Raw genomic sequence first — 20,940 nt, 5'->3', positions numbered from 1 at the left:
CATGGCGCGAATTTATGCAGATGAACAATATCCGTTGCCAGTAGTTGAGTTTCTTCGACCTTTAGGTTACGATATTTTAACAGTTCAAGAAGCCGGAAACGCAGGATCAGGAATTCCTGATGAGGATGTATTGGCTTTTGCAGTGATTAATGAGCGAGCAGTTTTGACTCTCAATCGAGGTGATTTTATTCGACTGCATCGCTCACAACCAGACCATGCTGGTATTATCATTTGTACTCAAGATAGCAACTGGGAAAGACAGGCGACCCGAATTAATGACGCTATTTCTGCTGAAGAAACATTGAGTGGCAAATTGATTCGAGTTAATCGTCCTTCAATGTAAAGAAAGCCAACCATATAAAATGATTGAGATTGTAAAAAATGGCACTGAAAGAATTAAAAAAACAACTCCTTGCCTTAACTCCCATTGAAAAAACTCAAGCAATACAGCTATTAGTTCAAAGTTTAAGCAATACTTGGCAAGGAATTGAAAAAACTCCGGGCGTATGTGGTGGCGATGCTAGAATTACCAAGACTCGCATACCTATTTGGTCGATCGCAAATTATCGCCTTCTGGGTGCAAATGATGTGCGGATTTTGCAAGACTTTCCTCATTTGAGTGCAGCGGATTTGGCGAATGCTAGGGCTTACACTGAGGCACACCCAGAAGAGATTGAAGCTGCGATCAGAGAAAATGAGGAAGCCTAAAACATGGCACAAATTTCTGCGATCGAAGATTTTAAATATAATAAAATCCTAAAGAATTAATCGAACTGCCAAAGTTGTACTAACCTTAGATCTAAAGTCAATTAAATTCAAAAAAAATCAACTATGTCAGATAAACCTTTTAACATCCGCCAACTAGACGGCCTAGACTATGACGAAGCAGAACCCCTCCTGGAAGATTATCAGGAAACTCTAATCGAGTTATTTGTCAATTCTCCCGAAGGAGAAGAATACGGTAAAACTTATCCAGACGTTGGATCTTGGATATCGCAGTTCATTTATTACGCTTTCAGCTATGAAGGTTTTACACTACCTTGCATGAAAGTGGCAGATGTGGAAACTGTAATCGAAGACTTATTTCCCAGGAAAGTGACTTTGCTTTCGCCGGAAGACGGTGAAAATGCTATCCCGGAATTATTGGCGTTATGGCAATTTTTGAAACGAGAATTTAAACTGCAAAATGCCACTTCAATTATCAAATACCTGCGGGATATTGAGCCGGAATTTCAGGAGATTATGGAAGATTCTTCTAAATTCGGATTTGCCAAATCCTTTGTAACGCTCGGTCATCAAGCAGGGTTTGATATGAGTACGGAGGAAGGTCTAAAACAATTTCAGCAGATATATAATGCTAAAATTGCCCCTACGCTTGCATCTGAAAACTCCGATCTATTTGGATGGTCAAGCAAACCGATCGGTGGTAGTCCTGTCAATGGCTCTAAGGCAAGTAAAGCAAAGCAAAAAAAAGCCAAAAATATGGCGGCTGAATCGAGAAAACGCAACCGCACTAAGAAAAAATAAGGGTTTAGCAAGTATCTATCCTCACTTCACTCTTCTTCTGATTCTTCTCGCCATCTTGCTCGCTGCTTCCCGCCCGCGAAACTTCCAAACTAACAAAAAATCCGGTTGATAAAGCTAAACTCATCAGCATCCTAACTCAAACTTTAACCAACGGTTCTCTAGGCGTTAAAAAAACTCCCGGCGTGTGTGGCGGCGATGCCTGTGTTGGCAATACTCGCATACAAGTTTGGGTACTTGTCGGGTATCGCCGTCTCGGATGCAGCGATGCTGAACTTTTGAAGTGCTATCCCCATTTGACTGCGGCTGATTTAGTAAATGCCTGGGCTTATGCTGATGCTTACCCAGACGAAATTGAAACAGCAATAGCTAGAAATGAAGCAGCATAAAACATGGCGCAAATTACCCATAACAGAACTTACCGACTCCGACAAAGAAACCGGGTTTTTTACCTAATCTGTCGGTAGCAACAAAGTATTTTCGCGAAAAACCCGGTTTCTGGGCCCCATGCTAAGTCCTATTTGCCCAAACCTATCCTAAAATCTTACTAAATGCACCAAGATTAGGTAAAATCATCTGGGTGTCTGAGGATTAACTATATGCGCTGGGTTCGATATGTGGCGATCGCGATCGTCAATGCTTTCGGTGTCGTCATCGGTATAATTTGGGTTGCCATCCCTACGACAGTGGCTCAACCTACTCTAAACTACAAACTCGCACTCTCGGCGCGACAACCCGACGGCGACACTCCGCAATCCCTCCCGGAACTCTACAAATTGCGCGATCGCCTCAAGGTACGATTAGATAAACTTGCCCAAACTCCCGACAGCAGTCTGTTTTCTCCCGAATATTGGCAACCAGAAAGCCCCCGCCACCAATCCCAAACTCTTACGCAGCAACTCCAAAACCTTCAAAATCAGATTGAAATAGAAAAACAAGCCAAAAATAACTGGGACGAAGCTGCTAGAATAGCTTCCCAAGCCGTCGTCATTGGACGCACTTCTAAAGCCGATCCCGCTACTTGGGAACAGTCGCAACGCTTTTGGCAATTGGCTATCAATACCCTCCGACTCATTCCCCACGGTTCTTTGTTGGCTGAACGCGCGATCGACAAAACCATCGAATATCAAGGAAACCTCACTCTCGCTACCTACGAATGGCAAGTAGCACGTTCTGCACAGAAAATTAGAGCCGAGGAAGAACAGGTAAGAGAAATTGCCAGAAAAGAACAAGAGAAGATAGAATTTGCTCGCCGCGAAATAGAGAGACAAGAACAAGAGAAAAAAGAACTCGCCCGCAGAGAAATAGAAAGACAAGAATTTGCAAGGCAAGAATTAGTCCGCAAAGAACAAGAAAAACAAGAACTCGCCCGCCAAGCAAAAGAAAGGGAAGAATTAGCACTAAAAGAACTCACAAGACAAGAATTAGAAAAGCAAGAACTCGCCCTAAAAGAACAACAAAGACAACAATTAGAACTCAATCAACAACCAACTCCTCAACCAACTCCCGAGTCAACCGCAACACCAACTCCCGAATCAACCGCAACCGCAACTCCAGCCCTAGTTACGCCCGCAACCTCACCGACCAACTTCTTCTTTGCCGGAGATACTAACAGAGACGGCAAAATTAATCAGGTAGACGAAGCCGGAAAAGAACAATGGTCATTGTCCAGCGGCGCGCTGATTGTGTATAACGATCGCAATAACGATCGCCGCAGCAAAATACCGACTTGGCAAGAAACCAAGGTTAGCGTCCCTCGCCGCGCAGCAATGCTTTCTCAAGTTAACTTAATCCTGTCGGAAAAATTCAAAAATTCTCAATTATTTATCACCGCTGACAGCATTGGCAGCCCTTACGTCAGCGTTTTTCAGAAAACTGCCGGCGGCTGGCTACCTGTAGATATATCCGGTACTAAACCCATAATTTTCAGCACCAATATTGTTTTAGGAGTGGAAGCCAAACAATTTGCCGATCGCAATTGGAACGGCACTGTTAATCTCAAAGCAACCGCCGAAAATAACGGTCAACAAATCGCCGCCGCGACCATCCAAATGGGCGTTAGTCCTTGGATGATAGCACCAAATACAGCACCAGTAACAGAAGTTCAGGTCAGCGATCGAGGCTCGGCTAACAGTGAATTCATCTCCCAACTCAAACAAGCCGTAGAACCCACGGGCGCTCAAGTAAAAATCATCCAGGGTGATAATGCTTGGATGCAAGACAGTCATAAAAATGGCTACGTTCAAGTTCCAGAAAAATCCGATATGCGTCAAGTTAATGTCGCGATTAAAAGCCCTAGCAATCCAGCACTCGACAAGCCGGCTAAGTCAAATCAAGAGCGGGATTTGAGAGTATTTAAAATTGGCAAACCTCGCTCTTTAGACCCTGTGAATCAGTGGTCTGATGGATACGGAAATTTGCAGGTGACGCCGCCGATTCCCGGACATCCAATGGGTCGAGTTTATTACGGAAATTCGGGGAATGCTGGTTTTAATTCTGAGGTACTTGATTTTATTCAAGCTCAAAGAATTCAAGGCCCAGCGGTGGATATTGACACTTCTTGGCTTTTGACTCGCCAAGTCGATGAAATTATCAATTTTATTCCCACTCAAACTCCCGGGAAGTATATAATGGCGATCGCCAGTCCAGAAGCCGGAGTTAGGCTGTTGGAAGAATTGGCGGGAAAAGGTTATGGTGATGTTACAATCAATCGCGGCTTGAGCACCGAAACTACAGTCAGGGCTGCATTGAATAATCCTGCTTTAATTCAACACAATCTCAATCTGCAAAAGCAGAAAATCTATCCGATTTTAGAGAAGTTGAAAAGAGAGTTTTCCCTCGCAGACGACCAAATCGTTCAGGTTCCAGCGATGTTTGGCTACAGCGGTTATGCTTGGTGGCCGAATATGGTCAATTCGGTGCCTGTTAACGGTAAGTTGTTAGTCTCAAATCCGCGCGGCCCGATAATTGATGGTCTAGATTACACTCAAGAAAGATTGCGCCAATTGCTGCTTCCTGCTGGTGTTAGCATGAGTTTTCTGGACGATAGATATTATCAAGAATTGAAAGGAAATGTACAGTCGGCGACGAATACTGTGAGGAAGCCTGAACCCCGGCCTTTTTGGCAATCTTTGCCTAATAATTGAGTATCTTGTAGGGGCGGGTTCGCCAAAAATTCCCGCCAAAAACCCACAATCTCAAAAACCCGCCCCCACCCAACGATAAATTCAAATGTACCAATTTTGTAGTCAAAGTAGGGTACGTCGCTGCGATAATCTAGGTAATTTACGACAATATATGAGCGACGCACCCGCGCCGCGAGTGATATCGTTTCCGGTTGTATGGAAATGATTTAACCGCAGAGGGCGCAGAGGACACAGAGAGAGAATAGAGAGATTAATAATTCCTATGCAACGGGATTTGATATGAAAGTAGGGTGTGTCGCTGCGATAATCTCGGTAATTGACGACAATATATGAGCGACGCACCCGCGCCGCTGTTACAAATGAACGGGTAGTTTTAACACTCAATTGAATCGATTTTATCCGACTGCACGCTTCACAGCCTAACCATGCTGGTATCATTGTCTGTAAAGACGACCAACAGGACAGACAGAGGATGGCTGCACGAATTTCGGAGGCTATTTCTAATGTGGAAACATTGACAGGGAGGCTTTTTAGAGTCAATCATCCATCTCGATAAATATCAGAGGTTTTAAAAGTTGCTAAATTTGCGATCGCCCCAACCGACAAATTTCTCATAAAATTGGCTTGTAGTGAGGACTTCAGTCCTAAGTGCGATCGTCCCGCCCGCGCCCTCAGCATCATTGGGCCATCACCAGATTTAATATAACGTAAAATGTCTAAAAGCAGTATTTGTACAAAAAATTTAGTCCCATGAGTAACGAACAGGAAAAAAATCAAATTTTGACTCAGCAACCGGAAACAATTGCTACTGACAGCGATGAGTTCGCGAATACTGTCATTACCAATCCCCATACAACCTCCGAACCCGCAGAAACTCCCGCTGAAATCCCCCCAATTGAAGATGCTTTAGCAGCAACTTCCGAACCCCCAGAAACTCCTACAGAAAATCTCCCCAGTGAAAATGTTTTAGCAGCAACTTCCGAACCCCCAGAAACTCCTACAGAAAATCTCCCCAGTGAAAATGTTTTAACAGCAACTTCCCAACCCCCAGAAACTTCGGATGAAATTGCCGCGCCCGAAGATATTTCAACGGCAATAGAAGAAACAGAAACAATTCCAATTTCCGCCGATAATGCGCCGGAAACAAGTCAAATCGTCGGTGATTTACCTGTCACAAATTACACCGCAAATCCCGATCGCAAACCAAGTCGAATCTGGCAAATATTGGCAATTTTTCTGAGCGGAATGTTAGTCGGTTCCACGATAAGTCTCGGCAGTTTGCTCGCGTGGAGAATGTATCAAGAAAGAGCGAACCTTCAAATCAGATTGCCTTCGGACGTACCCTTGCCTGAAAGCCCTCCCCCTGTTCCAACAGCGCGCGCCTACCGCCAGCCCGGAGTGCCCCCAGCACCCCAGCAGACACTGCCCGCCAACAGCGCACCATCGCCGAATCCGACTCAAGTACCATCGCTCTCAGGCGTTCCGCAACTTGCTTCCCCGTCACCGTTACCTTCTCCGGCGGCGTCTCCCGCTGCGGTGGAAACCCCTGTAACTGAGCGAGTTAGCTTTCCAGCAGGTGCTACCGGAACTACTCTCAGCAATAGTTTGCCAGCCAACAAATCGAAGCGCTACTTGCTAGAATGCAATAGCGGCCAAAGCATGACAGTAAAGGTTCAAGAAGGTCAAGTTAGTGCAGATATTATTGCTCCTAACGGTGAAAAAGTAGGTACTGTTGATAGCACAGGTCAGTGGCAAGGTCAACTAGCCAGCAGCGGCGATTATACTATTGAAATTTCGGGCGATCGCCAAGCAAACTACGGAGTGAAAATTGAAGTCAAATAGCCAGTATAATTGTATCAGGGGGTAGTTGCACAATAGATCGACCCGCCCTGGTTGCCAATGGGAGCATCTCAGTTTTGTAAAAAGCATTTTTTTTATTGTAGTGCGAGCGTCCCCGCTCGCGTATTGTACAATACGCGAGCGGGGACGCTCGCACTGTAAATGCAAAAGTGAGATGCTCCCGTTGCCAATTACCCATTACCAATTACTAATTACCAATGGTCGCACAAGTATCTCCAAGCATCTACGAAGCAAAGACTCAGGAAATTGCTAAAGAAATCCTTAAGGCAACTCAAGACAAAAAGCGATCGTTTTTCGGTCAATTGCAAGACCAAATGCGCTGGGACGACAAACTGATGGATTGGGCAATGGCCAGCCCCGGACTGCGGGTGCAATTGTTTCGATTTATTGACTGTTTGCCCGCCCTCCGCAGCAAGCCGGAAATTGCCCGCCACTTGCAAGAATACCTGACTGTGGAAGAGGTAGAATTGCCGGAAGCTTTGAAAAAATTGCTAAGTTTTACTAACGCTGATTCGATTCCTGGACAATTGGCGGCGACGACGGTTGCACCTGCTGTAGAAACTTTGGCGCACAAGTATATTTCTGGGGAAAATATCAAGCAGGTAATTAAAACCTTAGAACGACTTCGCAAAGATAAAATGGGTTTTACAGTTGACCTTTTGGGCGAAGCTGTGATTACTGAAACTGAGGCGGAAGTTTATCTGAATCGCTATTTGGAATTGATGACCGAATTGAGCAGTGCAGCTAAGAATTGGTCGCAGGTAGATGCGATTGATAAGGCTGACGGCGAAACTCTGCCGCGAGTGCAAGTATCTGTCAAGTTAACGGCTTTTTATTCTCAGTTTGATCCGCTGGATGCGAAAGGCAGCGAGGAAAAAGTTAGCGAGAGAATTCGCCTGTTATTGCGGCGCGCTAAAGAGTTGGGTGCGGCTGTTCACTTCGACATGGAACAGTACGAATATAAGAGTTTAACTCTCAGCATTCTCAAAGACTTATTGTTAGAGGAAGAGTTCCGCAGTCGCACAGATGTCGGAATTACAATGCAGGCATATTTGCGCGATAGCAAACAAGATTTGCAAGGCATTATTGCTTGGGCGAAAAAACGCGGAAATCCGGTAACGGTGCGTGTGGTGAAAGGCGCTTACTGGGATCAAGAAACTATCAAGGCGATGCAGAAGGATTGGCCGCAGCCTGTCTACAATGACAAGGTTGCTACGGATGCAAATTTTGAGCAGATGACTCAGTTACTGCTGGAAAATCACGAATATTTGTATGCTGCGATCGCAAGTCACAACGTCCGATCGCAAGCCAGGGCGATCGCAATTGCCGAGACTCTCAATATACCGCGCCGCCGCTTTGAGATGCAAGTGCTGTACGGCATGGGCGACAAACTGGCCAAGCTTTTGGTCGATCGCGGTTATCGCGTCCGAGTATACTGTCCCTACGGCGATTTGCTCCCAGGAATGGCTTATTTGATCCGCCGATTGCTGGAAAATACCGCCAACAGTTCGTTTATTCGGCAAAGTTCCGAAGAAATGCCGATCGAACAATTATTAGCCGCACCAGTCGCTAATGGCAACGACCAGATAGCTTACAGCAAAGTATTTCCCAACGTCGCCGATACCGACTACGCCAATACCAAATTGCGGCAACAAGCAGAAGCAGCCATCAAATCAGTGCGCGCCAACCTAGGTAAAACATATTTGCCACTAATCGATGGCGAGTACCAAAACACCGAAACAACAGTTAATTCCCTCAACCCTTCCAATCCCGCAGAAGTAGTCGGAAAAATCGGATTACTGTCTGAAGAACAAGCCAAACAAGCCCTAGAAGCAGCCAAAGCAGCCTCCACAAGTTGGCGCAAAACCCCCGTTCGCCAGCGCGCCGGAGTCCTCCGCAAAGCAGCCGAATTGATGGAACAGCGGCGCCACGAACTGTCAGCTTGGATGGTGTTTGAAGTCGGCAAACCAGTCAGAGAATGCGATGCCGAAGTTTCCGAAGCCATTGATTTTTGTCGCTACTACGCCGACGAAATGGAACGGTTGGAACAAGGACAAAATTACGACATTCCCGGAGAAAACAACCGCTATACCTATCAACCGCGCGGCATTTCTCTGATTATTTCACCTTGGAATTTTCCCCTGGCAATTCCCGTCGGGATGACAGTTGCATCGCTAGTTGCAGGTAACTGTACCTTACTCAAGCCTGCGGAATTTTCCACAGTAATTGCTGCAAAGATAGCTGAAATTTTGCTAGAAGCTGGCATCCCCAAAGGCGTATTTCAATACGTACCTTGCAAAGGTTCAACCGTCGGCGCTTACATGGTGAAACATCCCGACGTTCACATGATTACCTTCACAGGTTCTCAGGAAGTTGGCTGTCAGATTTATGCCCAAGCTGCGATTTTGCAACCGGGACAAAAACACCTGAAGCGAGTAATTGCGGAAATGGGTGGCAAGAATGGAATTATTGTCGATGAAAGTGCGGATTTAGACCAAGCAGTTGCTGGCGTAGTTTATTCTGCCTTTGGATATAGCGGTCAAAAATGTTCCGCTTGTTCGCGAGTAATTGTGGTCGAGTCGGTGTACGATGCTTTTGTGGAAAGATTGGTAGAAGCAGCGCGATCGCTCAATGTCGGCCCTGCTGAAAATCCCGGCACTCAAGTCGGGCCTGTCATCGATGCTACGGCGCAGTCGCGCATCCGCGAATACATCGAAAAAGGTCGCGCTGAAGCTAAGATAGCCTTAGAAATGGCCGCGCCCCAAACCGGTTATTTTGTCGGCCCAGTGATTGTGACGGAAGTCGCGCCGACTGCAACTCTCGCCCAAGAAGAAATTTTCGGCCCAGTTTTGTCGGTGATTCGGGCTCATAATTTCGATGAGGCGATCGCAATTGCTAACGATACAAATTTTGCTTTAACTGGCGGATTGTATTCTCGCACACCTTCGCATATCGATCGCGCCAAAGCCGATTTTGAAGTCGGAAATCTGTACATCAATCGCGGAACCACTGGCGCCGTGGTATCGCGCCAACCCTTCGGAGGATTCAAACTTTCGGGAGTTGGTTCCAAAGCGGGCGGCCCGGATTATTTGCTGCAATTCCTCGAACCTCGTACTATAACTGAAAATATTCAGCGCCAAGGTTTTGCACCGATTGAAGGAGTAGACGATTAATCAGTTGACAGTTGACAGTTGACAGTTGACAGTTGACGATTTGTAGGGGCGAAGCATTTCGGCAGTAAATCTCTGATTCTCACTCATAAGTTATGTGCCGAAATGCTTCGCCCTCTGCAAAAACCAGATGCACCTGTCCTCACTACAAACCATGTTGTCTGTAAGGACTTCAGTCCTCTCTCTGGCTATTAAGAAAGAAAGAAGCACTAATACCATTTTTTTAAAGTTATGACAGACTTTAGAAAACAGGGAAAGGGGATCATCCCGATTGTACAAACATATCCGCAAGGGCGAAGCATTCGCGCCTGTATCCTATCGACTATAGGAGAGATTGTCAGCGCGAATGCTTCGCCCCTACAAAAACGGGATGCTCTGAGCGTGAAAGTGGATTAATTACAATGTCTTGTCGTCCTCGATCTCTATCGGATCTTTAGACAGAAGGACTAAAGTCCTCACTACGAACCGTGTTGTCTGTGGGTGACATCAAAAAAGTTCTGCGAGATTAGCTAGTTAAAAAATGGAATATACTAAAAATCGCGATCGACTAAATTCTCACAACCCTCCACTTGAGAAGTGGTTGCGATTTTTAATTATAGCCGTATTGGCGATCGGCATTTTATTTCGATTTGTCAATCTCGATCGCAAATTCTACTGGATCGACGAAAACTATACTTCCTTAAGAGTTTCCGGCTACACCGAAGCCGAAATTATCAAACAAATTTCATACCAGAAAATAACTTCGCCCTCGGATTTACAAAAATACCAGCAGATCAACTCCCAAAAAACTTTAAGCAATACCCTCAATTCCTTAACAACCGAAGACCCCCAACACCCGCCACTCTATTACATACTAGCGCGATTTTGGGCGCAATGGTTCGGCAGTTCCGTGGCAACAATGAGAAGTTTGGCCGCCGTCATTAGCTTGCTAGTATTTCCCGCCATTTATTGGCTGGCTTGGGAGTTATTTGAATCCTCTGCTGTGGCTTGGATGGCGATCGCAATTCTCGCCATTTCTCCCTACCACATCCTGTTTGCCCAAGAAGCCAGACAGTACAGTTTGTGGACATTAACTACCATTTTATCCAGTGCAGCCTTATTGCGAGCAATGCGCCCGGATGTCAATCAAAATCCAATGTTGCTGATTTCTCACTGGACACTATACGCAGTCACAGCAGCAATGGGATTGTACACCCACTTATTATTTATCTGCGTAGCCGCAGCCCACGCAATCTACGTCGCAGTTATTGCCAACTGGCGCGATGTTAAAACATTTATTGCCTATTATGCAGCAGCAATGGTCGCCTTAATTGGCTTCATGCCTTCCCTCGTAAATATTGTCGAAAACTTCAATCAAGTTAGAAGTACCACAGTATGGGCAGAACAAACAAATCTCTTCAGATTAGTCAGCAGGTGGGTGGGCGCAGTCAGCATAGGATTTTTTGATATTGGGATTGATGGCACTGCCAACGCCGCACAACTAGCCTTGGTAATTCCCGTTGGCATCCTGATTCTAGCTTTAGTCGGCTATTCCCTTTATTTTCTATGCCGGCAAACACCAAAACGGGTTTGGTTGTTGATATTATTGTTAATTGCCACAACTGCCTTATTTTTGGCAGTGCCCGATATACTTAAAGGCGGGAGGCGATCGGCAAATCCGCGATATTTAGTTCCTTGTTATGTGGGAATTCAGCTAGCAGTTGCTTACCTGCTGTCTGTGAAAATTAGCAACAATTTTGATAACTCAAAACTGCAAAGACTGTGGAAAATAGTTATAGTTGCACTGTTTTGTGCAGGCATCATCTCCGGTGGAGTTAGTTCTCAAGCCGATAGTTGGTGGAATAAAGGCAGCGGTTGGTTGCGTGCGGAATTAGAAGTCGCAGCGACTGTCAATTCTGCAAGCAATCCCTTAATTATCAGCGATGCGAATATCGCATACATCATGCCTTTAAGTTATCGCCTGCAACCAAAAGTCAAACTGCTAATCCAACCCCGCTGTTACACTTCTTGTTACACAAATCGAGAGTTGGCACGAAAAAAACCAGAACCTCCGAAAATTCCCAGCGGTTTGGGCGAGTTGTTTTTATACAGGCCTTCCTCAGATTTGCGATCGGCAATTGAACAGCAAAACTATCAAATAGATCCGGTTGGCGGTAATGTCGAACTCAATCTGTGGAAACTCACCAAAAAATAATTTATAGCGGTTCTCAAAAAAGTGAGGTACGTTGTTGGGATGGGAGCCCTCTTATATTTATTATATAGTAAGCGAGGTCGCATAAAAAACTCCATTTATAGTCACACCTCATCTTTCTGAGAAAGGCTATAAAAACATTAACTAATCAAAATCTGGTTTGCCGGGAAATACTGCCCAGAAACCTGGTTTTTGGAACTATGTCGCAAGTATAATAGAACATAATTACTTTTTGCGGTAAGCTATGATTTAAGAATCACAAACATAACATCAAAAATCTAAAATGACAGTAACTGAAACCTCCAATATTCGCAGACTGCTGTGCGATCCAGATTTAGGGCTAATCCCTCATCTAGAAAAGTGCCTGCAAGATTTGCACTCTTCCTCGATCGCCAATGGAGAGAAATTTAAGCTAGAACCTTACGATATCGAACTCAACAACTGCCACACTCAGAAGCATCCCAACGACCAAAAACCCCTTGTCACTCAGTCAGTGTTAATGAAAATTCCCCTGACTGGGAAAGTTCAAGACAAGATGCACCTGTATCTGATCGCAAGTGAGTTGCAGAACCAAATCGATATCAAAATTATCGACTGGAGTGCCTTAGAACGCCGCCAATACGACATTCACGGCATCCCCTTAAAGCAGCCGATTACCAAAATAGATGGCGAGATGAATTACGAGTTAGTATTCGATCGACCAGGCTACTGCTGCATCACCCTGTGCCGTCAATTTGACTTGACTTACGCCGCCAATTATTAAGTTTTTAGGTACGTTGTTGCGCTTGAGCGCTCTTATAGCGGTTATCAGAAAGATGAGGTATGTTGTTGGGCTTCAGCCCTCTTGGTTTAAGGGTTATATAAGCTGTCAGTTATACCTCATCTTTTTGAGAAAGGGTATATATATTTAGGCGCTCTGATATATATATTGAAAGAGCGCTGAAGCGCAACTACGTACCTTTGAAAGAGCGCTTAAGCGCAACTACGTACCTTTGAAAGAGCGCTTAAGCGCAACAACGTACCTTTTTAAACCGATCGACTCGCCGTTTCCGCCAGAATCTGCTTAATTTGAGCAGGAGTCAGACTGGGATTGGCTTGCAACATCAAAGCTATCACCCCGGATACGTGCGGCACTCCCATGGAAGTACCCGCAAAATATCGATAGGGAACCCCCGGTTGAGAAAGCGACACCGTTGAATAAACGTCCCCAGCATCAGCCCTGCCACCGTCGCCACCCGGAGCGACAAAATAACTAATTGTGTTAGATCCCGCCCGGTTAGAATAATCGGTAAACAAGCCATTCCGGTTAACTCCACCGACAGTAATGCCTACCTCAGTTGCAAACCTACCCGGATAATCTACATCCGGGCGAGCATCATTCCCTGCCGCCGAAATCACCACCACGCCCTTAGCTTCCGCCGCTTGAATCGCGCTCAATTCTTGATCGTTGAACTGTTGACCGCCAAAACTTACATTAATTATCTTTGCCCCATTTGCCACCGCATAATTAATCGCATTAATTTCATCCCTAATTTTGCCTACTCCTGTGCTATTAAGTATTTTTAAAGGCATAACCTTGGCAGTCGGAGCTGTTCCAGTTATTCCCACTCCATCCTTTTTCGCAGCAACTAAACCCGAGATATGAGTGCCATGATTGTTATCATCCATTGGATCGTTATCGTTGTTGGCAAAATCCCATCCCCGGAAATCATCTACAAAGCCATTGCCATCATCATCTACGCCGTTGCTAGCTTTATTTCTACCTGCGGCATCAACGCCATTTTCCCCCCCATTGCTCCAAACATTCCCTGCTAAATCTGGGTGATTGTAGTCAATGCCGCTGTCGATAACTGCTACGACAATGCCATCTCCAGTCAAGCCCTTCGCCCAAACTTCTGGAGCTTTAATTAAGTCTCTGCCCCACTCATCGCCGCCCAAGTCGGGAACATCAGGAAAAGTTGGCACACCTTGAGCTTTAGCAACTGCCGCCGCTGCATTCACCAAACCGAACCCAAAACGAGAGTCAAAACCCGGTGAGTTGCTGGGATTGTCAGGAACAATAGTTGCAGGAGTTGCAGATAAATTTAGGGTAAAATTTGTATTACCTTGGTTTTGATAAACTCGGACAAAGTATGTTCCGGCTGCCAAATTTTTGAGATCGATAGACTCTGGCGATAAACCGGGTTCTTTAGCAGAAGCAATAATATCGGTAAAGTCAATAGAATTGTCGCCGTTAATATCTTTAATCACAGCCACGTCAACATCGGCACTAAAACCGCTGACAGTTAATTTAAAGTCGTTATTTGCAGGCAAAGTAAAGCGATAAAGGTTGTCTGGGCGGGCGTTGCTAACCGAGTCAGCGATGGTTTGAGTGCTGCTCAAAACGCCTAAATCTCGGGCTTGGCTGAGTTGGTTGCCCAATACGGCATTTGCAGAGATGAACTTACCGCTGAGGTTTTGTGGTGATGTGTTGGCGACTAAGCCTAAAATAGCACCGGATTGGCGAATTTTAATTACTGTATTGGGAGTGCCGGAAACTGTTTCTAAAGTGAGGTCTGCTTCGGTAAGATTGTCAGTTAGTCCGATCGCATCCTCAAAACTGTTAAAGTCAGCGATCGCGTCTGCAACAGCCGGATCAGAGACTGGGGAGTTGCTGCGAAGGACAAAGGTATCTGCGCCCAAACCCCCTGTCAGCGTATCTTTGCCTCCATCGCCCATTAAAACGTCGCTACCGTTGCCGCCGTTGAGGCTATCATCTCCCCTACCTCCTTGCAAGGTATCGCTGCCCTTACCGCCAAATAGGAAGTCATTGCCGGCACCGCCGTTAAGCAAGTCATTCCCGACACCACCGAAGAGAGTATCGGAATTGCCACCGCCGAGGAGTCTGTCGTTACCATTATCACCGCTGAGGCGATCGGCATCCGAGGCACCGACAATAAAATCATTACCTCCGAGGGCAAAAAGTCCGTTACGATAAGGAGTCAAAAAGCCCGGAGTTAATGCGAAACTATTGGCGCTATCATCTAAAAGATAGGAAAATCCGTCAGGGCTCGGGCCGGCCATAAAAATTTACTCCTTAAATTGCGATCGATCTAAATTTTAGATTTCAAACATGAAATTGTCCTTAATAAATCTACCATCCCAAATTCATTAATCAGGATCGGAAAATGGGAAAACAACACTTGCATCGAATTCAGAATTTTTTCAACCTCGCCAAATCACGTTTAAAGCCTTATTTGCGCTATGTGATTTTGGGCGGCACGTTTTTATTTATTGCCAAAGCTTTTGTAAGTCATTGGCAAGAAGTCGCTAATATCCGAATTCGAGCCGAAAGTTTTCCGTTATTGGCGATCGCGGTTGGTATCACGTTACTGTCTCTAATTTTTGTCGGCTGGGTGTGGATGTTGATTTTGCGCGAATTCCGCCAACCTGTCAATGCCGCCTGGGCGATTCAAGTTTTTCTCAAGACTAATATTGCCAAGTATTTACCGGGGAATATTTGGCATTTTTGGGGTCGCATCTTGGAGGCCAAAAAGGCAGGCATTGCGCCCAAAGCTGCTACTCTCAGCGTCTTGCTGGAACCGTTGCTGATGGCTTCTGCGGGCGTGCTGATTGGCTTGATTTGTTTTGAGCGCATCAATGGGTGGTTGCGGATTGTCGGTTGTGCTGCTATTTTAACGGCGATTCATCCCCGAATTCTAAATCCGATCGTCCTATTTGTAGAGCGGTTGAAGTTATCCAAGAACAAGGGGGAAAATTCAGAGGTTGGGGATGCTGCGGGCGATCGACTAATTTCGCCTTTAGAGTCTAGCTCCAATCTAGCTAAAAAAATATCTAATGTCAAGTCCGAGCGCCAAAATAATTTGCCAATTAAACGCTATCCTTTAGTGCCGTTAATCGGACAAATCTGTTTTATCGGATTGCGGGGCAGCGGTTTTTTGCTAACGGTAATGGCTTTAAATCCGGTAAATTTTATCGATATTCCCAACTTGTTCGGTGCTTTTGCTTTGGCGTTTGTTGTGGGTTTGGTTGTACCGGGTGCGCCGGGGGGGATGGGAGTATTTGAAGCAACGGCGATCGCCCTGCTTGGCGATCGCTTTTCTGTGGGTATAATTTTGAGTGCGGTCGCTTTGTATCGGATTATCAGCATTCTGGCGGATGTTTCCGGTGCTGTTTTGGCGAAAATTGATAGGAAGCGCGATCGATTTATGTAGGGGCGGTGGATGGTGAATGATATCAGTTCAGGTTGCACCGTCAGGATACAGGACACGGCAATGCCGTCTCCTGTATCCAAAATAATATTGTAGGGACACGGCAATGCCGTCTCCTAATTTCTTAGGCTATAATCAAACAAGATTGTACAATGTGGTTTCTGTTTCAACTTAACTATTGAGCGATTTTAGTTTGGGATATCATTATGCTATCAATAATTTATCCTCATATCGAGAAAGTAGCGGGTCAACCCGCACGGTTGCAGCGGATACCCCGCGTGCGGGTTGTTCATATTGTGATGGATTATCTAGCTTATGGTTGGTCAGTGGAAGAAATGTGCCGCCAGCATCCTTATTTGATGCAGTCGGAGGCTCATGCAGCGATGGCTTATTACTTCGACTTTCAAGCTGAAATTGAGCAGGAGATTCGTGCAGAATGGGAGCAGGTACAACAGGAAAAATCTCTGCTTTCGCCTTCACCATTTTTCGTAAAAATGCGAGCTAAGGGGTTGTTGTAAGTGGCATCGTTTTTAGGTATGAGAAGATTGGGTTGGGATAGAATAAAAACAAAGTCTTTGAGTAAAGTCTATGTCGGCTAGGGATGTTTTCCATGAGTCTGTCAAATCCGCTCTTCTGAAGGATAATTGGGTGATTACCCACGATCCGCTGAAGCTAAAGTTTAGCAAAGACGATCGACTCAGGATTGACTTGGGGGCGGAAAAGCTTCTAGTTGCAGAGCGAGGTTTACAGAAGATTGCAGTCGAGGTTAAAAGCTTTCTGAGTGAATCAGCCATGTTTGATTTCCACTTAGCCCTCGGTCAATTTCTGAATTATCGACTAGCACTCAGGAGTCTGGAGCCAGATCGATCGCTCTATTTGGCAGTTCCGATCGCAGCCTATAATTCATTTTTCTGTCGTGCTTTGCCACAAGCGGCTATCGCTGAGTACGATCTGAAGTTGTTGGTATACGACCCTACTAATGAGGTGATTTTGGAATGGATCGATTAGCTAAATATCGGCAGATTGTTCGCACTTTCCTGATGGAATATAGTAAGACTAAACCCATCAATGGCGACATTGAAGTTCAGGTATTATTTGACACCGAACATGACCATTATCAGATATTAGATTTAGGTTGGGACGGTCATAATCGGATTTATAGTTGCCCGATTCACTTAGACATCCGCAATGAAAAAGTCTGGATTCAACGCAATCAAACTGATGAACTGATTGCTGAGGAGTTAGTGCTGATGGGTGTGGCGCGGGAGGATATTGTTTTGGGGCTTCAGCCTCCCTATGCAAGACCATTTACGAGCTATGGAGTTGCTTAGGCTGTTTGGAAAATGCTGTTTTACTCTCGATCGCGCGATCGGCTATAATCAAACAAGATTGCACAATGTGCTTCCTTTTTTCAACTTAACTATTTAGGGATTTTAGTTTGGGATGTAATTATGCTATCGATCGAGCAACTGATGAAAGAAGCTTTATCTTTGCCAAATGCGTTGAGAGCGCAGTTAGCAGAGAGGCTAGTTGAGAGTCTTGAATTTGATATAGACGGAACAGTTCAAAAGTTGTGGACTGCGGAAGCTAAGCAGCGTCGCGATGAAATCCGAAGCGGTATGGTTGAGCCAATTCCAGGAGAAGAAGCGTTAGCTCAGATTAGGCAGATTATAGCACAATGATAGAATTAATCAGATCGCCCTTCAATTAGATTAGTTTGTATAGGGGCGATCGTCTGAATCTATATCTTCTGTTCTTTGGTATTCTGAAAATGATGGAAGTGATACCCGAATGTTGATATCAATTGTTCCTGTATTAGTATCAAAACATATATTTCCGATCTTTACTAATAGCTCATTCGGCAAATAATTCCTTGAGTCAGATTGAACAGATGACTTAGTTTTATATCCTTCTTCCTCTAGCCAGTTAGGAATATTTCTCCAGTTGCCTACTGTTTCATTAGGCACATCTTTAATTTTTTTAAAGTATTGATATAAAGTTTTAGAGACATAGACCTCAACACCCTTGCGACTTTGATGTACTTGGTTAGCTATTTCAGCCGGACTGTAGCCACACAGCAAACCGCGCAAAAAAAGCTTTTCCCGTTCTGTGAGTCCCTTTCTGGCACGAGGAGATACTTGCCACTTGGCTTCTGCCATAGCTTTGTAGAGCCTTTCCAAGTCCCAGTTATTCGCGGCATCGGCAAAAATATCGTCGTTAGATGTCATCGCAGGGCATTGTGGTAAGTTGATAGCTAGAGCCTAACCAAAATTTATAGCTATGGCTAGTTGCTAGCTGGGTATAGCTAGTTTATCATCGTATTAGCTACTCAGATTTAGCTTATTTGGACTAACAAGGCATTATACCCACCCAAAGCTTTGCTAAATCATGCTTTCAGGCTATGTACGGTTAAAAAAATTCAGGGTAAAAGAGGAATTGAGAAATCGTTAGCTTGACAGAGTAAGCTTTTAGAGTTCTTGCTAATTTGCAATAACTTCAGAATTTGTTACTTAAGTAAGTAAGTCAAGATTAATTGCTCCCTTTGCCCGAATGACTAAGTTAGGAGTAGCTAAAGCTGTTTTTCACGGGTTAATCAAATGCCAAATGATTTTGACGATATAGTCGATGGAATTACGGAAGGAGTAATTAGTGCTGCTGCTAGAGGCGTTGGCAGATCAATTGCAAATATGGCAGAAAGAGCCTTTAACGCTCAAGAAGAAGATGAGTTTGTAGAAATCGATTCAGATGGTGTAGTTCGTCCACTCGAACCCAATCAATCTCCAAAAGGAGTGGCACTGCGCGATCCAAAAGGTGAGTATTAGTTGCCTAACCTCAAAAGTAGTTATTAAACAATAATAAATAATGACAAATATTGCGATTAATCGTGGACTTATATTTCTCGAAAATGATTTATCTAGAGATAGGATGGCTGTTGAGAGTGAGAAAATTAAGCGCTACTATCCACAGTTTAATTTTAAAGCATCTAAAGGCTCTATCAAGGCTGTAGAGGGGTATTTAAAGACAGCGGACGAAAACTATTACCGAGTTAGAATAGAAATTCCTTCAAACTATCCTTACAATATGCCATTGATTAAGTTGCTTGAAAGAACCATTGAACCTGATTGTCCTCACAGGTATTCGAGTGGCAATTTATGTGTGATGAAGCCAGAGCAATGGACTTCAAACTATTCATTGGCATATATGGTATCTAAGGCTGCAATCTGGGTTAACAAATATGATGTTTGGCAACGTACTAAAAATTGGCCAGGAAAAGAGCAAGCACATTAATGAAAGATCAAAATTATTCACTTGAGTTTGATAGAATTAGCTATCTACTTAATCCAGAGATTTTTTCAGATAAGCGGATCACTGTTGTTGGTTTAGGTAGCGGTGGTACACCAGCTTGCGATCACCTTGTAATGAATGGTATTCGGATTTGGGAACTTTACGATCCAGATACTCTAGAACCTGAAAATCTTGTCAAGCATCCTAGAATGCGTAAAGATTTAGGACGACTCAAAGTAGACATACAAAAGGAGTGGATAGAAGACAGAAATCCTGATGTAGAAGTTAAAACTTTTGCAGAGGATGTGATGCAATCTCCGAACTTTATTGAGTCGGTTCGTCGCTCCGATCTCGTTCTTTCTTGTTCAGATAAAAAGAGTGTCAGAGAGTTTGTCAGTGACCAGTGTGTGGCAGCAAAAGTTCCTTTTGTAACAGCATCCGTGTTTCGGACAGGCATAGGAGGTGAAGTTTTTGGCTACATTCCAACTCTGACTGGTTGTTACAAGTGTTTACAACTTTTCTCCGAACTCAATCAACTTGACTTATCAGACGAGGTTTTGGGACTTACGGAAGATGAAGAAAGTAGAATTTATGGTCTTGATGAAAAAGAATTTCGTGCATCAGGACTCTCAATTGATATCCAAATGATTGCATTGATTCAAGTTAGGATGGCTCTCTCTATTTTGCTTAGAGAGTCAACTCAGTCCATGCCTACATTAAAAAGTAACTGGATTGTGTATGGAAATAGACCAGCCCCAGGAATATTCCGCAGTCATTTTGAAGCAAAGCAAATGCTTTTAAAACCTCAAAAAGTATGCTACTGCACTAATGTCAATCATCAAATGGAGGATTAATATGTCGGGAGTTTTATCTTGGTTTGGAATAGGTAGATCAGATTATAGGCCTTCTAATCTAGACGTATCAGTTGAAATTTTTGAGACTGTCATTGCCAGAATAAGTCATGCAGTATCAGTTTCTAACCGTGAGGAAGGTGGAAAGTTTATTGGAAAAATTAGTCAAAATGGCAATCATATAAAAATCCGAGTAGAAACTTATATAGACTCTGGGCCTCGTGTCAATAACTCAGTAGGTCACTTGATGCCAGATGGTGAGTATCAAGAAGCAATGTTTCGCGTGTTGGAGACATTTGACCAAGATATTAATTACCTGGGTTCTTGGCATACTCATCACTGCAATGGACTAGCAGAATTGAGTCAAGGTGACATTAGGGGTTATACAGAAACTGTGAATAGCCGTCAATATGATTTGGACTATTTCTTTGCTCTATTGATTACAGATTTGTGTGGCTCGGAACTTCGGAAGCGTTACTACTTATTTGTCAGAAGTCAAGGCTCTGCGGAAATCCCTGATTCTGCCGTACATATTATTAAAGGATCATCACCTTTAGAGCAAATTTTGAAAATTGCCGAAGAAGCTGCATTTGCTCATCGTAGCAGGGCGAACGCATCTAAACTTTAGATTAGCAGAATATGGTATATTGGAGAATAATCGTTGAGTAACTACAAATTATTTAATTAGGGTTTACCTGTATG

The 20,940-nt window shown here is 44.4% G+C and carries 22 protein-coding genes; 19 read left to right on the top strand and 3 right to left on the bottom strand.

Features of this window, described 5'->3' with window-relative positions; genetic code table 11:
• Nucleotide 1: 1 nt before the first annotated feature.
• The 6 genes from JGK22_RS10105 to JGK22_RS33240 all read left to right on the top strand — a co-directional run bounded on the left by JGK22_RS10105 (nucleotide 2) and on the right by JGK22_RS33240 (nucleotide 5,226).
• On the top strand, nucleotides 2-343 hold the full coding sequence (locus JGK22_RS10105) for a DUF5615 family PIN-like protein (RefSeq protein WP_293192923.1): 342 nt from the start codon (nucleotides 2-4) through the stop codon (nucleotides 341-343).
• A gap of 38 nt (nucleotides 344-381) precedes the next feature.
• Nucleotides 382-708, top strand: a complete 327-nt coding sequence (locus JGK22_RS10100; protein ID WP_293178179.1) for a DUF433 domain-containing protein — start codon at nucleotides 382-384, stop codon at nucleotides 706-708.
• A gap of 123 nt (nucleotides 709-831) precedes the next feature.
• Nucleotides 832-1,527 carry a hypothetical protein gene (locus JGK22_RS10095; RefSeq protein ID WP_293178182.1) on the top strand — a complete coding sequence of 232 codons (696 nt, stop codon included), beginning with the start codon at nucleotides 832-834 and terminating at the stop codon, nucleotides 1,525-1,527.
• A 62-nt stretch (nucleotides 1,528-1,589) separates the two neighbouring features.
• Nucleotides 1,590-1,913 carry a DUF433 domain-containing protein gene (locus JGK22_RS10090; RefSeq protein WP_293212480.1) on the top strand — a complete coding sequence of 108 codons (324 nt, stop codon included), beginning with the start codon at nucleotides 1,590-1,592 and terminating at the stop codon, nucleotides 1,911-1,913.
• Between the two features lie 210 nt (nucleotides 1,914-2,123).
• On the top strand, nucleotides 2,124-4,670 hold the full coding sequence (locus tag JGK22_RS10085; protein WP_293312795.1) for a protein-arginine deiminase family protein: 2,547 nt from the start codon (nucleotides 2,124-2,126) through the stop codon (nucleotides 4,668-4,670).
• Between the two features lie 388 nt (nucleotides 4,671-5,058).
• On the top strand, nucleotides 5,059-5,226 hold the full coding sequence (locus JGK22_RS33240) for a DUF5615 family PIN-like protein (RefSeq protein WP_363319731.1): 168 nt from the start codon (nucleotides 5,059-5,061) through the stop codon (nucleotides 5,224-5,226).
• On the opposite strand, the gene JGK22_RS10080 is transcribed toward JGK22_RS33240, so the two are convergent.
• A complete protein-coding gene (locus JGK22_RS10080; protein ID WP_293225267.1) occupies nucleotides 5,211-5,351 on the bottom strand; it encodes a hypothetical protein in 141 nt (46 codons plus the stop codon). The two genes, JGK22_RS33240 and JGK22_RS10080, sit on opposite strands and share 16 nt — an antisense overlap.
• 69 nt (nucleotides 5,352-5,420) lie before the next feature.
• Here JGK22_RS10080 and JGK22_RS10075 point away from each other — a divergent pair, with 69 nt between their 5' ends.
• From JGK22_RS10075 to JGK22_RS10060, 4 genes are all read left to right on the top strand, one after another.
• A complete protein-coding gene (locus tag JGK22_RS10075; protein WP_293217557.1) occupies nucleotides 5,421-6,512 on the top strand; it encodes a hypothetical protein in 1,092 nt (363 codons plus the stop codon).
• A gap of 215 nt (nucleotides 6,513-6,727) precedes the next feature.
• Nucleotides 6,728-9,703 (top strand): L-glutamate gamma-semialdehyde dehydrogenase, encoded by a 2,976-nt coding sequence (pruA, locus tag JGK22_RS10070; RefSeq protein WP_293196697.1) that lies wholly within the window; start codon nucleotides 6,728-6,730, stop codon nucleotides 9,701-9,703.
• A gap of 517 nt (nucleotides 9,704-10,220) precedes the next feature.
• A complete protein-coding gene (locus JGK22_RS10065) occupies nucleotides 10,221-11,894 on the top strand; it encodes a glycosyltransferase family 39 protein (protein ID WP_293312793.1) in 1,674 nt (557 codons plus the stop codon).
• Nucleotides 11,895-12,174: 280 nt separating this feature from the next.
• Complete coding sequence (locus tag JGK22_RS10060; RefSeq protein WP_293178197.1) at nucleotides 12,175-12,654, top strand: hypothetical protein; 480 nt, start codon at nucleotides 12,175-12,177, stop codon at nucleotides 12,652-12,654.
• Between the two features lie 263 nt (nucleotides 12,655-12,917).
• Here JGK22_RS10060 and JGK22_RS10055 read toward each other — a convergent pair whose 3' ends face one another.
• Nucleotides 12,918-14,954, bottom strand: a complete 2,037-nt coding sequence (locus tag JGK22_RS10055) for a S8 family serine peptidase (RefSeq protein ID WP_293281458.1) — start codon at nucleotides 14,952-14,954, stop codon at nucleotides 12,918-12,920.
• 104 nt (nucleotides 14,955-15,058) lie between these two features.
• On the opposite strand from JGK22_RS10055, the gene JGK22_RS10050 reads away from it, so the two are divergent.
• The 5 genes from JGK22_RS10050 to JGK22_RS10030 all read left to right on the top strand — a co-directional run bounded on the left by JGK22_RS10050 (nucleotide 15,059) and on the right by JGK22_RS10030 (nucleotide 17,784).
• Nucleotides 15,059-16,105, top strand: coding sequence for a UPF0104 family protein (locus tag JGK22_RS10050; protein WP_293312791.1), 1,047 nt, complete (start codon nucleotides 15,059-15,061; stop codon nucleotides 16,103-16,105).
• Between the two features lie 203 nt (nucleotides 16,106-16,308).
• Nucleotides 16,309-16,620, top strand: a complete 312-nt coding sequence (locus tag JGK22_RS10045) for a DUF433 domain-containing protein (protein WP_293205776.1) — start codon at nucleotides 16,309-16,311, stop codon at nucleotides 16,618-16,620.
• 70 nt (nucleotides 16,621-16,690) lie between these two features.
• The gene (locus JGK22_RS10040; RefSeq protein WP_293196703.1) at nucleotides 16,691-17,110 is read left to right on the top strand and encodes an element excision factor XisH family protein; all 420 of its coding nucleotides are present in this window, start codon (nucleotides 16,691-16,693) and stop codon (nucleotides 17,108-17,110) included.
• Nucleotides 17,098-17,433, top strand: coding sequence for a XisI protein (locus tag JGK22_RS10035; RefSeq protein WP_293147098.1), 336 nt, complete (start codon nucleotides 17,098-17,100; stop codon nucleotides 17,431-17,433). The genes JGK22_RS10040 and JGK22_RS10035 overlap by 13 nt, the downstream gene beginning before the upstream one ends.
• Nucleotides 17,434-17,553: 120 nt before the next feature.
• Nucleotides 17,554-17,784 carry an addiction module protein gene (locus JGK22_RS10030; protein ID WP_293192906.1) on the top strand — a complete coding sequence of 77 codons (231 nt, stop codon included), beginning with the start codon at nucleotides 17,554-17,556 and terminating at the stop codon, nucleotides 17,782-17,784.
• A gap of 30 nt (nucleotides 17,785-17,814) precedes the next feature.
• Here the strand turns inward: JGK22_RS10030 and JGK22_RS10025 are convergent, their stop codons facing one another.
• Nucleotides 17,815-18,330, bottom strand: coding sequence for a LuxR C-terminal-related transcriptional regulator (locus JGK22_RS10025; RefSeq protein ID WP_293192904.1), 516 nt, complete (start codon nucleotides 18,328-18,330; stop codon nucleotides 17,815-17,817).
• Between the two features lie 369 nt (nucleotides 18,331-18,699).
• Between JGK22_RS10025 and JGK22_RS10020 the strand changes: the two genes are divergently transcribed.
• From JGK22_RS10020 to JGK22_RS10005, 4 genes are read left to right on the top strand one after another with little or no spacing between them, the layout of a single operon-like run.
• Nucleotides 18,700-18,924 carry a hypothetical protein gene (locus JGK22_RS10020; protein ID WP_293192902.1) on the top strand — a complete coding sequence of 75 codons (225 nt, stop codon included), beginning with the start codon at nucleotides 18,700-18,702 and terminating at the stop codon, nucleotides 18,922-18,924.
• A gap of 40 nt (nucleotides 18,925-18,964) precedes the next feature.
• A complete protein-coding gene (locus tag JGK22_RS10015; RefSeq protein WP_293192899.1) occupies nucleotides 18,965-19,390 on the top strand; it encodes a ubiquitin-conjugating enzyme E2 in 426 nt (141 codons plus the stop codon).
• Complete coding sequence (locus JGK22_RS10010; RefSeq protein WP_293192897.1) at nucleotides 19,390-20,241, top strand: ThiF family adenylyltransferase; 852 nt, start codon at nucleotides 19,390-19,392, stop codon at nucleotides 20,239-20,241. The genes JGK22_RS10015 and JGK22_RS10010 overlap by 1 nt, the downstream gene beginning before the upstream one ends.
• 1 nt (nucleotide 20,242) lies before the next feature.
• Nucleotides 20,243-20,866 carry a hypothetical protein gene (locus tag JGK22_RS10005; protein WP_293312789.1) on the top strand — a complete coding sequence of 208 codons (624 nt, stop codon included), beginning with the start codon at nucleotides 20,243-20,245 and terminating at the stop codon, nucleotides 20,864-20,866.
• The last annotated feature ends 74 nt before the right edge of the window (nucleotides 20,867-20,940 follow it).

This window comes from Microcoleus sp. PH2017_08_TRC_O_A (assembly GCF_020738665.1).
GTDB lineage: Bacteria > Cyanobacteriota > Cyanobacteriia > Cyanobacteriales > Microcoleaceae > Microcoleus.
This window is presented reverse-complemented; position numbering and strand designations above follow the sequence as displayed.